The sequence below is a fragment of the Bacillus sp. MBGLi79 genome, assembly GCF_002953915.1.
The window spans coordinates 2,672,352-2,684,671 of sequence record NZ_CP026521.1; the positions used below are offsets into that span (position 1 = coordinate 2,672,352).

18 protein-coding genes are annotated in these 12,320 nt (G+C 44.8%); 6 read left to right on the forward strand and 12 right to left on the reverse strand.

The window, feature by feature from the left end; all coding sequences use genetic code 11:
• Positions 1 to 2 precede the first annotated feature (2 nt).
• Complete coding sequence (locus C1T29_RS13390) at positions 3 to 1,166, reverse strand: TIGR00375 family protein (RefSeq protein WP_095431488.1); 1,164 nt, start codon at positions 1,164 to 1,166, stop codon at positions 3 to 5.
• Entirely contained in the window at positions 1,163 to 1,720 is a 558-nt protein-coding gene (nudF, locus tag C1T29_RS13395) for an ADP-ribose pyrophosphatase (RefSeq protein ID WP_014664493.1), read from the reverse strand. The genes C1T29_RS13390 and nudF overlap by 4 nt, the downstream gene beginning before the upstream one ends.
• A 73-nt stretch (positions 1,721 to 1,793) precedes the next feature.
• Between nudF and mciZ the strand changes: the two genes are divergently transcribed.
• Together mciZ and C1T29_RS13405 are read left to right on the forward strand one after the other, a co-directional pair.
• Positions 1,794 to 1,916, forward strand: coding sequence for a Z-ring formation inhibitor MciZ (gene mciZ / locus C1T29_RS13400; protein ID WP_014664494.1), 123 nt, complete (start codon positions 1,794 to 1,796; stop codon positions 1,914 to 1,916).
• 63 nt (positions 1,917 to 1,979) lie between these two features.
• Positions 1,980 to 2,900: an aldo/keto reductase gene (locus C1T29_RS13405; protein WP_014664495.1), complete on the forward strand. Its 921-nt coding sequence runs from the start codon at positions 1,980 to 1,982 to the stop codon at positions 2,898 to 2,900.
• Positions 2,901 to 3,066: 166 nt separating this feature from the next.
• Here the strand turns inward: C1T29_RS13405 and C1T29_RS13410 are convergent, their stop codons facing one another.
• On the reverse strand, positions 3,067 to 3,291 hold the full coding sequence (locus C1T29_RS13410) for a YqkE family protein (RefSeq protein WP_014664496.1): 225 nt from the start codon (positions 3,289 to 3,291) through the stop codon (positions 3,067 to 3,069).
• A gap of 161 nt (positions 3,292 to 3,452) precedes the next feature.
• Between C1T29_RS13410 and C1T29_RS13415 the strand changes: the two genes are divergently transcribed.
• Complete coding sequence (locus tag C1T29_RS13415; RefSeq protein WP_095431487.1) at positions 3,453 to 4,367, forward strand: alpha/beta hydrolase; 915 nt, start codon at positions 3,453 to 3,455, stop codon at positions 4,365 to 4,367.
• 42 nt (positions 4,368 to 4,409) lie between these two features.
• On the opposite strand, the gene C1T29_RS13420 is transcribed toward C1T29_RS13415, so the two are convergent.
• From C1T29_RS13420 to C1T29_RS13450, 7 genes are all read right to left on the reverse strand, one after another.
• Positions 4,410 to 4,649, reverse strand: coding sequence for a YqkC family protein (locus C1T29_RS13420; protein ID WP_014664498.1), 240 nt, complete (start codon positions 4,647 to 4,649; stop codon positions 4,410 to 4,412).
• A 12-nt stretch (positions 4,650 to 4,661) separates the two neighbouring features.
• Positions 4,662 to 4,985, reverse strand: coding sequence for an iron-sulfur cluster biosynthesis family protein (locus C1T29_RS13425; protein ID WP_014664499.1), 324 nt, complete (start codon positions 4,983 to 4,985; stop codon positions 4,662 to 4,664).
• Positions 4,982 to 6,013, reverse strand: a complete 1,032-nt coding sequence (locus tag C1T29_RS13430) for a bifunctional GNAT family N-acetyltransferase/GrpB family protein (RefSeq protein ID WP_095431486.1) — start codon at positions 6,011 to 6,013, stop codon at positions 4,982 to 4,984. The genes C1T29_RS13425 and C1T29_RS13430 overlap by 4 nt, the downstream gene beginning before the upstream one ends.
• A complete protein-coding gene (locus tag C1T29_RS13435) occupies positions 6,006 to 6,350 on the reverse strand; it encodes an antibiotic biosynthesis monooxygenase family protein (protein ID WP_069149822.1) in 345 nt (114 codons plus the stop codon). Before C1T29_RS13435 ends, C1T29_RS13430 begins: the two co-directional genes overlap by 8 nt.
• A 9-nt stretch (positions 6,351 to 6,359) precedes the next feature.
• Positions 6,360 to 6,830: a GNAT family N-acetyltransferase gene (locus C1T29_RS13440; protein WP_069149823.1), complete on the reverse strand. Its 471-nt coding sequence runs from the start codon at positions 6,828 to 6,830 to the stop codon at positions 6,360 to 6,362.
• Positions 6,831 to 7,013: 183 nt separating this feature from the next.
• Positions 7,014 to 7,352, reverse strand: coding sequence for a YolD-like family protein (locus C1T29_RS13445; RefSeq protein WP_014664503.1), 339 nt, complete (start codon positions 7,350 to 7,352; stop codon positions 7,014 to 7,016).
• Positions 7,349 to 8,587 (reverse strand): DNA polymerase IV, encoded by a 1,239-nt coding sequence (locus C1T29_RS13450; protein ID WP_080478242.1) that lies wholly within the window; start codon positions 8,585 to 8,587, stop codon positions 7,349 to 7,351. The genes C1T29_RS13445 and C1T29_RS13450 overlap by 4 nt, the downstream gene beginning before the upstream one ends.
• A gap of 166 nt (positions 8,588 to 8,753) precedes the next feature.
• Here C1T29_RS13450 and C1T29_RS13455 point away from each other — a divergent pair, with 166 nt between their 5' ends.
• The 3 genes from C1T29_RS13455 (at position 8,754) to C1T29_RS13465 (ending at position 10,940) form a co-directional block, all read left to right on the forward strand.
• A complete protein-coding gene (locus C1T29_RS13455) occupies positions 8,754 to 8,960 on the forward strand; it encodes a YqzH family protein (RefSeq protein WP_095431485.1) in 207 nt (68 codons plus the stop codon).
• 538 nt (positions 8,961 to 9,498) lie between these two features.
• A complete protein-coding gene (locus C1T29_RS13460) occupies positions 9,499 to 10,731 on the forward strand; it encodes an MDR family MFS transporter (RefSeq protein ID WP_095431484.1) in 1,233 nt (410 codons plus the stop codon).
• Positions 10,732 to 10,781: 50 nt separating this feature from the next.
• Positions 10,782 to 10,940 carry a hypothetical protein gene (locus tag C1T29_RS13465; RefSeq protein ID WP_165394434.1) on the forward strand — a complete coding sequence of 53 codons (159 nt, stop codon included), beginning with the start codon at positions 10,782 to 10,784 and terminating at the stop codon, positions 10,938 to 10,940.
• On the opposite strand, the gene C1T29_RS13470 is transcribed toward C1T29_RS13465, so the two are convergent.
• Positions 10,937 to 11,323, reverse strand: a complete 387-nt coding sequence (locus tag C1T29_RS13470; protein ID WP_095431483.1) for a VOC family protein — start codon at positions 11,321 to 11,323, stop codon at positions 10,937 to 10,939. The genes C1T29_RS13465 and C1T29_RS13470 overlap by 4 nt on opposite strands.
• Positions 11,324 to 11,327: 4 nt before the next feature.
• Positions 11,328 to 12,287: a type I pantothenate kinase gene (gene coaA / locus C1T29_RS13475; RefSeq protein WP_003245966.1), complete on the reverse strand. Its 960-nt coding sequence runs from the start codon at positions 12,285 to 12,287 to the stop codon at positions 11,328 to 11,330.
• Between the last annotated feature and the right edge of the window lie 33 nt (positions 12,288 to 12,320).

A 12,320-nucleotide genomic window follows, 5' to 3' on the forward strand; every position in this document is an offset into this window, starting at 1 on the left:
ACTCACGGTTTAATTTTACCGTAGGTTCCTCCTCCTCCGGCTTTCAATTCCAGTTTTCCGGATCTCGCTTTTACAATAAGCGCCGCGGTTTTTGGCGGGACAACGCGAGCCAAATCTTCTTCTGCAGCCTCATGAAGAACAGCCATTTCTGTTCCGAAGGCTTTTTTTAGCTTGTCCAGCGTTTTCGGGCCTACACCCGGAACAAATTGCAGGGGGATCTGATGTACATACCGCGGACGCGGGACGCGAACTTCAGGCTGATCACTCAATTCACGCAATCTTTCGCTGACTCCCTTGGTAAATCTGGCATTGCCGCAATTCGCGCACGATTTTTCCCCGCTCACTGCAGGTTCTCCGCACGCTTCGCAAGCCGTCTGATAATATTTCCCCAATAACGGGTCCAAGCCGTAATTTGCGATCATTTTCCTTTCATCTTGCCCTTTTAATGCAAGAGCAAACTCAGTAAAATCAGCTGATTGCACATATAGTTCATTATATTCTCTGCCGATTTTCCCCAACGAATGCGCATCAGAATTTGTTAAAAAAGGATACGGATTCAATTCAGATATGTGTGAAGCCATGTCTGTATCGCAGCTTAATCCAAGCTCCACCGCATCTATCATTGACGGATCAAAAACCTCAGTTAAGCTTGATTTAACCCCTTTTCCATATAAGCTTTTGTGCGGTGTAAAGATATGGGCGGGGATAAAAAGACCGCCCATTTCCTTGACTTTTTGTTGCAGGTTTAAGCCCGTTTCATATATCCGCTGTGAGCTTAAATGAATATTTTTCAGCCTGGCTGACAGCCAGTTTGAAAACTGCTTCATATCAGCCAGCTTCGGCATAAATACAAGCACATGGATCGGCCCGCTGCAGTCTTCATCATAAATCTCCAGCTCGCTCCCCAATAAAAGAGTCGTACTGCGATAACGGATTCCTCCCCCATCAAGCTCGCGATATTTTCCAGATGAAATGCCTTCCTCAAGCTCTAGAATGACTTCCGGAGAATGACAGTCGATAATACCGAGGAGTTCAATTCCTTTATGTTCACTGGCTTCAACCAAAATCCGGTCCAGCGTTAATGTTTTGGCGCCTGTTATTTTGACAGCCCTTCCTGTAAAGGTCCGGCCGATATGAATGTGCAAATCCGCGTAAATCTTTTTCATTTTTGTGCTTGGAGCGCTTCTTTCAGTTGAAGATATTGAATCGCATAGGCAGTTTTAGCATCATATACTTCACGCGATTCAACCAGCTTTAGCGCATCTTCAAGCGTCACCTCCATCACTTCAACAAACTCGTCCTCATCAAGCTCCCGTTTTTCTTCGAGTACAGAAAGCTCCTCAGCAAGAAATACGTGAACGATTTCATCAGCAAAGCCGGGAGAGGTATAAAACGCAGTTATTTTTGTCAGTTTTTTTGCTGTATAGCCGGTTTCCTCCTCAAGTTCCCGAAGTGCCGTATACTCCGGCTCCTCACCTTTTTCAAGCTTTCCGGCTGGAATTTCAACGATTGTCCGCTCAAGCGGCTTACGGAATTGTTTGACCAAGATAATGTTCCCTTCATCTGTGACGGCTAATACCGCTACTGCTCCAGGGTGTTTCACAATTTCACGTTTACTCGTTTTGCCGTTTGGCAGCTCTACATCCTCGACAAATAGATCAATAACTTTACCTGAAAAGATCTGTTCTTTGGCAATTGTTTTTTCTTCTAATGATTTCATTTCTTCATCTCCCGTTCTGTCTCTATATGATGCCCCATACATTTTATCATACTAGAGAAAAGGAGGCCTTTTCGTGAAAGTGTACCGCATGCCAAAAGGTGTTGTCTTAGTCGGAAAAGCATGGGAAATTCGGGCAAAGTTAAAAGAGTATGGACGCACATTTCAATATGTAAAAGAATGGGTGTCAGAGCCGTAAAAGTTGAAACTTTGGCTCCTTTATATTACGGTCAATACAAAGCCTAAAAAAAGGAGTGTGCACATGAGAAAGCGCAAACTGGGTACATCTGATTTAGAAATAAGCGAAGTCGGACTCGGCTGTATGTCTCTTGGAACTGAAAAAAACAAAGCATTGTCCATTTTGGATGAAGCGATCGAGCTCGGCATCAACTATTTGGACACAGCGGATTTGTATGACCGGGGACGCAACGAAGAAATCGTCGGTGATGCGATCCAAAACAGACGCCAGGATATTATTCTGGCAACAAAAGCGGGAAACCGTTGGGATGACGGGAGCGAGGGCTGGTATTGGGACCCTTCAAAAGCTTACATAAAAGAAGCGGTAAAAAAGAGCCTTACACGGCTGAAAACTGATTATATCGACCTTTATCAGCTACACGGCGGCACGATAGAGGATAACATTGATGAAACGATCGAGGCGTTTGAGGAATTAAAACAAGAAGGTGTCATCCGCTACTATGGCATTTCTTCCATCCGCCCGAATGTGATAAAAGAATATGTAAAGAAATCAAACATCGTCAGCATCATGATGCAATTCAGCTTGTTTGACAGACGCCCTGAGGAATGGCTCCCGCTTTTAGAGGAACATCAAATCAGCGTAGTCGCCAGAGGCCCTGTTGCCAAAGGGCTCTTAACCGAAAGACCCCTTGATCAAGCGGCAGACAGCATGAAACAAAACGGGTACTTGTCCTATTCATTTGAAGAACTGACAAATGCCCGCAAGGCAATGGAGGAAGTGGCTCCCGACCTTTCAATGACAGAAAAGTCGCTGCAGTATCTGTTAGCACAGCCAGCTGTCGCTTCAGTGATTACAGGCGCCAGTAAGGTTGAGCAGTTACGGGAAAACATTCAGGCAGCAAAGGCGCGGCGTTTAACAGAAGAAGAAATCAAAGCGCTTCAATCTCATACGAAACAAGACGTTTATGAAGCCCACCGCTCTTAATAGAAAAATCAGCACCCTTAAGGGTGCTGATTTCATTTTGTTGACCGCGATTGAAAACCATGCAGGTTAGAAAAGACATGCATGGAAGCTGCCGACTCACAGGCTTGACAAGGTACACAAGTGTTTGTCGACACGCTTGAAACCAGCCTCTGTATAGGTGGCCGATTTATTTATATCGATGCCAATCCATTTGGCTTTCATTTAGGAGTTGTTCAAAACTTTTATTTTTTTCGATCTCTTTTTTCTTTCTGATCTGTTCTGCTTTTTCTCTTTCCTGCCTCTTTTCATCCTCTTCCTTCAATTGGCTCTTCATCTCCATAAGCTTTGCTTTGATATCGGATTGAAGGCCGTCTTTTAGCTGGTGTTTGTCAGCGGATTTTTGTTTTTTCATGCAGACTTCCCCCATGTTTTGTTTTGAAGCCAGTTTATCACGGAGCATATAAGCTGAACAAGCAAACTCTCTTCTGATAACTTTCTCAGCGCAGCAGTGTTTAGGTATAATGATCTTAAAAACGAATGACCTATATATTTCGTTGAAAGGTGCTGTGTCTTTTGAAGAAAATCCTTTTGGCCATTGGCGCTCTCTTAACTGCTGTCATCGCGATCGGAATTGTTTTTTCGAACATGATTCTATTCATCAAGAAAAAAACGGACGAAGACATTATCAAAAGAGAGAAAGACGACGGACATGATGTGTTCGAATCATTTGAACAAATGGAGAAAACCGCTTTTGAGATTCCATCCGCTTACGGGTATACCATAAAGGGATACCATGTCGCACCGCATGACACTCAAAACACCATCATCATCTGCCACGGAGTAACGATGAATGTGCTGAATTCTCTTAAGTATATGCATTTATTTCTTGATCTCGGCTGGAATGTACTTATTTATGATCACCGCCGGCATGGCCAAAGCGGCGGAAAGACGACCAGTTACGGGTTTTATGAAAAAGATGATCTCAATGAGGTTGTCAGCTGGCTCAAAAACAAAACAAATCATCGCGGATTGATCGGAATTCACGGTGAATCGATGGGAGCTGTGACCGCTCTGCTTTACGCTGGCGCACACTGTGAAGATGGCGCTGATTTTTATATTGCCGATTGTCCGTTCGCATGTTTTGATGAACAGCTTGCCTATCTGCTGAAAACGGAATACAGGCTCCCGTCTTGGCCCCTGCTCCCTATCGCCGACTTCTTTTTGAAGCTGAGGGGCGGCTATCGCGCTCGCGAAGTATCTCCGCTTGCTGTCATTGATCAAATCGAAAAGCCGGTCCTCTTTATTCACAGTCAGGATGATGATTACATTCCTGTTTCTTCAACCGAGCGGCTTTACGAAAAGAAAACCGGACCGAAAGCGCTGTATATCGCCGAGAACGGTGAACATGCCATGTCATACACCAAAAACCGGGACACGTACCGAAAAACGGTGCAGGAGTTTTTAGACAAAATGAAGGTCTCAACATAATAAAAAAGCGAAAGGCCTCGTCGGCTCTTTCGCTTTTTTATTTCACAAAACGTCGGTAATATCATCCATATGTTCTCTGATCCATTCAATCGCAAGGTCTATCGTTGTAAACTCCTGCGTCTCGAAGGTCATTTCATCCTGCAATAGCCAAACATCTTTCTTGACGGATTCTGCTCCTCCAATTGACCAGTGAAGCAAGGTATAGGGATGGTTTTGATTCAGGAAGGATACCCACGTTTTATTTTGTGCTGTGTTCTTCATTGCTTTCAGCTTTTGTTCCACGTTTCGCGTCTCCTACTTTACTAATATGCTCATTCTGGGGCTGAGCATTTCAGCCGGGCTTTTCAGCGCCAATGTTTTGGCTTTTTCATTGTAATCGATCGTCATTTGATCGTCAAAAAACACTTTTTGCGACGATTGGATATACAGCGGAATGCCGTTCGTTTCCAGCTGCTCGCACTGTCCCGTTAATTCTTCTGTCAGCCAGATTGTCGGTACACCGCTTACCGCGCAGCCGCATCCTTCTGCATCATAACGAAGCTGGGCTTTTTTTCCCGGGTTGGCGTCGAACGCCTGCTGCAGTGCCTGTTTCGCTGCATCTGTCACATGTATGTTCATAAGGTGAAACCCCCGTTTTCATCATTTTCGCTATTGTAGCATACAACACTGCCATTCGCATGGTTTCTGCCTTTTTTCCACCGCTTCGCATTTTCTTCTGCAGCCTTGATCCATTCATCTTTCCCTTGCATGTATTGTTTGATGCTATCGGAATGCTGGGCCGCCAGCCGTTTTTTGAGAACGGCGTATTCTTTCGCTATGCTCGGATGAGCTCTGAGATAATCTCTGAATAACAGATGCCTTTCAATAGCAGGGTTTCCCTGTTCGTACAGATGGACATGATGGGTTCGTTTATTTCCGCCCTTTTGGAAATAACGCCTGCCCGCTATGCCGTTCTCACCTTTTGGCATATAGCCGACAGCCTTCATTTGTTCATCAAATTGGCTCACGGCCTCAATGCTTCTGACTTCAATTAACATATCAATGATTGGCTTCGCTGCCATGTTCGGTATCGATGTGCTTCCGATATGATGAACGGCGATCATCTCCGGCCCGAACACCCGCTTCAGCCGTTCTTTTTCTTCATCGAAACCTTTCGTCCATTTTTCGTTGTAGGGAACGACCTCAACTTTTCTTTTCGGATACAAATGAAAGACCGACAGCAATAGATCCTGCGCTGCTTTGACGGTTTCTGCTTTTTGGAATCCAGCCTGTGTATAGAGTGACACGGCCGGGATATTTTTCTCGGCTGTGACTACTTCGATTTTCTCAGCGTCTTCGTTCTGATCAATGACAAATTGCAGAAGTGCTCGTCCAATTCCTTTTCTAAAACCGTCAGGATGCACAACAAGCCTGCAAATGGTGAGATGATGCATGTTTTTCTCATATGAAATGACACCGATCAGCTTGCCGTTTTTCCGATATCCCGCAAACCGTTCATGAGATGCTTGAATATCCTTCACCTTCTCTTGTAAAGCGGGAATGCCGTCAAAACCGATAATCTCTGTTTCCTTTATGTAAGATGGGATCTGTACGGCTATAATCTCACGGGCTATTGTGTCTTCCTTATGCTGAAGAAATTCAATCATTCGTGTTCTCCTGAAACAGCCGCTGTCTTTCGACTTTTGAGACGCGGACTGCATACGACTCGTACCAAACACTTTTTCCTTTTTCTTTTGCCGCTTGATGTTCAGTGTGATGCTTCCAAAGGATAATTGCGTTCATACTGTCCCAATAGGAAACTGTGATGCCCCTTCCATCCGCTTCACGAACGCTTTCCACGCCTAAAAATCCAGGCTGATCCGCTGCAAGCAATACCATCCGCTCTGCCGTTTCTCCATATCCTGTGTCAGTTTCGCTTTTGACAGAAGAAAAAATGACGGCATAGTAAGGAGGCTCAGGTGTTTTTGATAAAAAATCCATCATATTTCCCCCTCATATGTTTTTGACAAACAGTACCCTGTCTTGGCCAGGGCCATCATAGTTTGCAAACACTGAGATGCCATTTACCGTCTTGGTGCCCTTTTCAATATCAAACCCCAATTTTGTGTGATATGCGATTGATACTTTATTCACTGGTGAAGTGACGCACTTCACCCGGGTGCATCCTCTTTGTTTTACTGTTTCAATAAATACATCGTATAATTGTTTTCCAATTTGCATTTTTCTGAAATCCGGATGCACACCGGAAAAATGAATGTACGCCGTTTCAGGATCCGATTGCGATTGAAACCCGATTAAAAATCCGGTCATGCTATTATGTTCAGATGCAAGAAAGCTTGTGTCCTGAAAATGCTCAAAAAATAGTCTCGGCAATTTTTCTTTCAGCTGTCTGCCGCCCCACCATTCATTCATTACAGACGTTACCATTTCATAATCTGAAGACGTGATTGTTCGAATATCCATTACGATTTGATCTCCCTCCGTCTGGCAAAACGAATGTTAGCTCTTTTTCTCACAATATAAAAATTATATTTTGCCTGGCTGGAATTGTAAATGCCTTCTTTCCTGTATCATACGTTTCCAGACTGCCGAGGGAACAATATTTGATCATTTTACACATTTCTCCCCCAAGCAGGAGGAGAGACTTTACAGCACAATATCAAGCACTTGATCAAGTTTCAGCTTATAAAGCTGGTCCTCATCTCCTTTTATCCATACTGCTTTTTCAAACTCTTCATACCGGCAGATTTTCCCGGTGCAGCGGACAATTTCACCGTCCTGAAAGCAGCTGACAGTGATATCCTGAGCAAACTCCATCGCGGTGCAAAGCGTTTGATTCATCTCTTCCAGCTTATCGGGATCAAGGGTCGGCTTTTGCAGCTTCTGTTTATGCCGCTTTCTCTCCAGCAGGCTTTGCTTATGTTCCGGCAGAAACATCCTGCTTCCTTCCCACAGCAGGTTGCCCCTTTTTAAATGATCGTTCATTTATAGTGCCCCCCTATTTTAGCCGCACGTTCAAATGCCTGGCCTGCCGCTGTCAATGACGCCGCCCTGATGATTGCTGTATCGCCGAATCGATTTTTAATGCCGTCCATCACATAGCCTAGGCTCATTTTCTTTGCATAATCCTGAAATAAATTGAGCTGCCATATGTCATCAGATGAGAGCTGAGACAGATTGACACCGAGGCGGCGGACGGGTTTCCCGTCCCAAAATGTAAGAAACAGCCGGCATACAGCCTCATATACATCTTGCGTAGAATTCGTCGGTTCCGCCAGCTTCACTTGCCGATTGAAGCCCGTCGGCCAATCAAAATCAGCACCCCGGCAGCTCACTGACACCGTCTGCCCCATTACTCCGGCGTTTCGGCTTCGCCTGCACACTTCTTCACTCAGCTCCAGCAATACGACCTTGATTTCTTTGTCAAAGTGTTCGTAGTCTCTCGGGAGAGTCATTCCATGGCCGATCGCCTTTTGCCCGTCTAGAGATGAAGTTGATACAGGGGAATAATCAATTCCGTTTGCCGTCATCCACAGCACGTGGCCGTTAATGCCCCATTTCTTTTTTAAAAGATCGAGCGGAAAAGCCGCGAGCCCGCCGATCGTGCTGATGCCCATTCGATTTAAATGATGCTTCATGCGGCTCCCGACGCCAAACATGCTGCCCACCGGGAGCGGCCACATTTCGGTTTTTATATTTTCTTTCGTTAAGGTAAAAATACCGTTCTTATTCTTTTTGGCAAAATTGTCACACGCAATTTTGGCCAGCGCTTTGTTAGGGCCGATTCCAACCCGCGCATAAACGCCGATCTCCCGCATGATTCTGCCCTGAATGCTTTTCGCGATCTCCATCGGCGTCCCAAACAGCTTCTGGCTGCCTGTAATGTCCATGAACTGTTCATCGATGGAATAAGGCTCCACAAGGTCTGTATACTCCTCTAGAATAGCCGTAATTTGCAGTGATACATCAATATACCGCTGCATACGCGGCCGGAGCACAACAGCCTCAGGACACTTTTCCTGTGCCTCCCACAGCCGTGAAGCATTCACCACACCCTTTTGTTTCGCCAGCGGGCAGGCAGCCAGTACAACTCCGCCCCTTTTTTCAGGATCCCCCGAAACAATGACGGGCTTATTTTTCAAATGTGGATTTTCCGCTTTCTCTACAGATGCATAAAACGATTGCATGTCAACGAGAAAAATCACTTTTTCTTTCATCATACACACCTCTAAAAAGAACTTATGTTCGTTTTTCTATTATATGCGAAAGTATGTTCGTTTTATACTGGTAAATGATTCTTGTCTGACAGAAAATATGATCCAAGGGTTTGAGAGAAGAAAAACATTTAGTAGAATAAAAGCGAAGCATAAGGATAGGAGAGTCATAATGGAGAAATTTGTTGAAAAAATGATGGAACAGGCACTGCGTCAATACGGCAGAAACGTTGCTATAGATCCGTTAAGCCCGTATGAAAAACAAAGCCTGAAAGCAGCTCTAGAAGAGAGACGGAATGAAGAACCAGATGAGGATTTGCATGCGCATATAGAAGATATCATTTATGACTATGTCACAAACCAAGGCCTGTTCTCTTAAACGTATGACTGCCAGTGCTTTCAGCCGCTGATGCGGCTTCCCTTTAAAAACACCGCCTGATAACAAAGAAACAGTCTCAAAGCCATACGACAGCCCTTCAATGCTCGCGCAAAACGGAATAAGCTGTCCACGAACACGCGTGAATACACGATTACCATCCTTAATTCAACCGAAGAGATGCGCGCGCTCTTCTGTCATGCGGCATGACGGTTTTCCGCGTACTTCTTGATCTCATATCCGGCTTTGCTGCCGATATGCTCCGGCATCCCGGCGGCTTAAACTCCTTTACTGTTTCAAACAGACACCCTCCTGACCAATCGCTTTGCTTTTCATCGGATATATCATGATCTTCCTTCTGGCATCACCCTCAATTTCAATACGTAGCCATGTACGCCGTCAACACATAATGTATTGCCATCCAAACAATCTACAGACATACGACGTATCAATAACGAAATATTTTGAATCATCTATTGGATAAGGGAATTTTTTCATATATGATAGAGAAAGATCTTACCTACAGGAGAGAATATAATTCATGAAGCAATGGAAAGATATCCACCCGATCAGCTGGACAATTATAATCGGAACCATTTTTGGCAGAATGGCAACATCGATGAGCATTCCTTTTTTAGCGATTTATTTGACAGCCGTCCAAGGTGCATCAGCTTCCTATGCAGGACTGGTCATTGCCGCAAGCTCCTCAGTCGGCATCCTCGCAAGCTTTTACGGCGGATATATCTCCGATACATTCGGCAGAAAAAACATGATGCTTGTGTCCATTTTCGGATGGATGCTGGTATTTATGGGGTTTGCGGCAGCATCTCATCTCTGGGTGTTTTTTGTAGTCAACGCATTAAACGGCCTTTGCAAATCACTGTTTGAGCCCGCTTCAAAGGCTTTGCTGTCTGATATGACAGAAGAAAAAACAAGACTGCTTGTTTTTAATTTACGCTATGCAGCTATTAATATCGGCGTTGTCTTCGGACCCGTGCTAGGCCTGTATTTCGGCTCATCGCAATCGACCACGCCCTTTTTGGTGCCTGCAGTCATTTACGGACTATACGGACTTGTGCTTGCCAGCCAATTTAAAAAACATCCTTCTTTATCAGCATCAGACCAGTCCCGACATATGAGCGTAAGGGAAGCGTTTATGGTCACGCAAAAGGATTATCTTTTTACAATTGCTTTGGTTGGCATTACGCTATGCACCTTTGGCTACTCACAATTTAGTTCCACATTCCCTCAATATATGGCGCAAAACCCCTTGATCGGCAATGGAACGAAGCTGTACGGACTGATGCTGACATTAAACGCAATCGTAGTGTTGGCGACGCAATTTCCCATTGTCCATTTTGCAAAACGTTTTTCGCCGCTTTGCTCTCTGATGCTCGGTAATGTGATGGTTAGTATCAGCATGGCCATTTTCACCGTATCACACGGTGTTTCATCACTTGTGATGATTGTCATCACTTTTACAATCGGCGAAGTTCTTTTGTTCTCTATGATGGATTTGTTTGTAGACCAGATTGCAAAACCAGGATTAAAAGGCACTTATTTCGGGGCCATCGGTTTTTCCCAGCTCGGAAACGTCATCGGCCCCTGGGTCGGAGGGATATGTATAGACCTGTTTGGCGCTGGTCGGCCAATTTTTATTTTTTCTGTCCTGAGCGGCATTACCCTGCTCGGACTGCCATTTTTAGCGGTCGCCTATCGGCAGATGAAAACGGAAACCACAAAACACGGTTGCCGTCTGGAAAAACAGCTTTAAATAAAAAACGGGAGAAAATGAATCTCTCCCGCAAACATGAGGTGAAGAACATGAATATAGGCGATGTGATGTTTCAGCTGTTTGTATTTATCATATTTGCCGCTGTCATCTTTGCGGCTGTTACAGGCTTCAAGTATGCGAAAAACCGAAAAGCGCAGCTGGATCGCATTGAGAAAAAGCTGAACAGCCTGTCCAAAGATCACGATTAACAGCTTGGGGCAACGAGCTCTACCTTAATCCGGTCCGGATCCTCACAATAGACGGCATAATGCCCGTCTCCTCCGGCAAAAGGATGCCTGTCTCGGTACAACACACGATAGCCTTTTGCCGTTAATTTTTCGGTCATCTGATCGACTTGATGCTTGGATTCAGCATGAAATGCGAGATGGTTCAGACCGACTCGGCATCTATGGTATTCCGGCTCTAGAAAAGGCTCTTTCGCCTGCACAATTACTAGGTAAAAACCATCTTTCTTCCAGCTGATGCCTGAGCTCCATTTTTGGTACTCTTTATAGCCAAGTTCTTTTAAGAACCAGCCCCAAAACCGCCTTGACGTCTCCAAATCAGAGACATACAGTTCCAGATGATGCACAGTTTCATACCCTCCTTACCAGCACTTCCTCGACCTTATGCCCGTCTCCCTTACGCAAAATGAGATCTGATCTGAATTTAGTCGGCAGGATATTTTCATATAAATTCGGCCGGTTAACACTCTCCCAAATCGAGGCTGCCATCTCGTCAGCCTCCTGATCGGACAAGTCTTTAAATTTATGAAAATATGAATCAGGATTTTGAAAAGCAGTTTCCCGAAGCAGACGAAAACGCTCCAAATACCAAGTGAAAATCCGGCTTTCCTCCGCATCCACGTAAATCGAAAAATCGAAGAAATCGGAAACAAAAATACGCGGGTTTTCCCGGTCATCCTCCAAGGTGGGGGACTGAAGCACATTAATGCCTTCAATAATCACAATATCCGCCTGTTCTACAACCTCGAACACACCTTCCTCGCGGTCATAGGTTAGATGGGAATACACCGGGGCCTTTACGCTGTCCTTTCCTGATTTTAAGTCATTCAAAAATTCGAGCAGCGCCTTTACATCATAGCTTTCAGGAAACCCTTTTCTTGACATCATATTTTTCTTTTTAAGCTCGGCAGTAGGAAATAAAAAACCATCTGTTGTGATAAGGCTCACTTTGGGACGGTCAGGCAAACGCGAAAGCAGCTTCTGCAAAATCCGCGCCGTCGTGCTTTTTCCAACTGCGACACTGCCGGCGATGCCGATAATAAACGGGATTTTGGCTGAATGCGGGTGCTTCAAAAAAACATTGACATGCTTATTGCGTTCAGCAGCAGACTTGACATGCAAATGGAGCAGCCGAACAAGCGGAATATAGATCGTTTCCACTTCTTCAACAGATAGATAATCATTGAGCCCTTCCACCGCTTTTGCCTCTTCTTCAGATACAGCAATCGACAAATGTCCCCCAAAACCAGACCAAGACTCTCGATTGTGCTGTGTATATAAAGTATGTAAGTTAAGCTCTTTATTTTTCACTGTTTACACCTGACTCTCTGTAGGTTAAAACCC

What these genes read in the sequence shown, in the direction of transcription:
- C1T29_RS13390 (WP_095431488.1), bottom strand. Translation starts at nt 1,166, where the DNA reads ATGAAAAAGATTTACGCGGATTTGCACATTCATATCGGCCGGACCTTT.
- nudF (WP_014664493.1), bottom strand. Translation starts at nt 1,720, where the DNA reads ATGAAATCATTAGAAGAAAAAACAATTGCCAAAGAACAGATCTTTTCA.
- C1T29_RS13405 (WP_014664495.1), top strand. Translation starts at nt 1,980, where the DNA reads ATGAGAAAGCGCAAACTGGGTACATCTGATTTAGAAATAAGCGAAGTC.
- C1T29_RS13410 (WP_014664496.1), bottom strand. Translation starts at nt 3,291, where the DNA reads ATGAAAAAACAAAAATCCGCTGACAAACACCAGCTAAAAGACGGCCTT.
- C1T29_RS13425 (WP_014664499.1), bottom strand. Translation starts at nt 4,985, where the DNA reads ATGAACATACATGTGACAGATGCAGCGAAACAGGCACTGCAGCAGGCG.
- C1T29_RS13430 (WP_095431486.1), bottom strand. Translation starts at nt 6,013, where the DNA reads ATGATTGAATTTCTTCAGCATAAGGAAGACACAATAGCCCGTGAGATT.
- C1T29_RS13435 (WP_069149822.1), bottom strand. Translation starts at nt 6,350, where the DNA reads ATGATGGATTTTTTATCAAAAACACCTGAGCCTCCTTACTATGCCGTC.
- C1T29_RS13440 (WP_069149823.1), bottom strand. Translation starts at nt 6,830, where the DNA reads ATGGATATTCGAACAATCACGTCTTCAGATTATGAAATGGTAACGTCT.
- C1T29_RS13445 (WP_014664503.1), bottom strand. Translation starts at nt 7,352, where the DNA reads ATGAACGATCATTTAAAAAGGGGCAACCTGCTGTGGGAAGGAAGCAGG.
- C1T29_RS13450 (WP_080478242.1), bottom strand. Translation starts at nt 8,587, where the DNA reads ATGATGAAAGAAAAAGTGATTTTTCTCGTTGACATGCAATCGTTTTAT.
- C1T29_RS13455 (WP_095431485.1), top strand. Translation starts at nt 8,754, where the DNA reads ATGGAGAAATTTGTTGAAAAAATGATGGAACAGGCACTGCGTCAATAC.
- C1T29_RS13460 (WP_095431484.1), top strand. Translation starts at nt 9,499, where the DNA reads ATGAAGCAATGGAAAGATATCCACCCGATCAGCTGGACAATTATAATC.
- C1T29_RS13465 (WP_165394434.1), top strand. Translation starts at nt 10,782, where the DNA reads ATGAATATAGGCGATGTGATGTTTCAGCTGTTTGTATTTATCATATTT.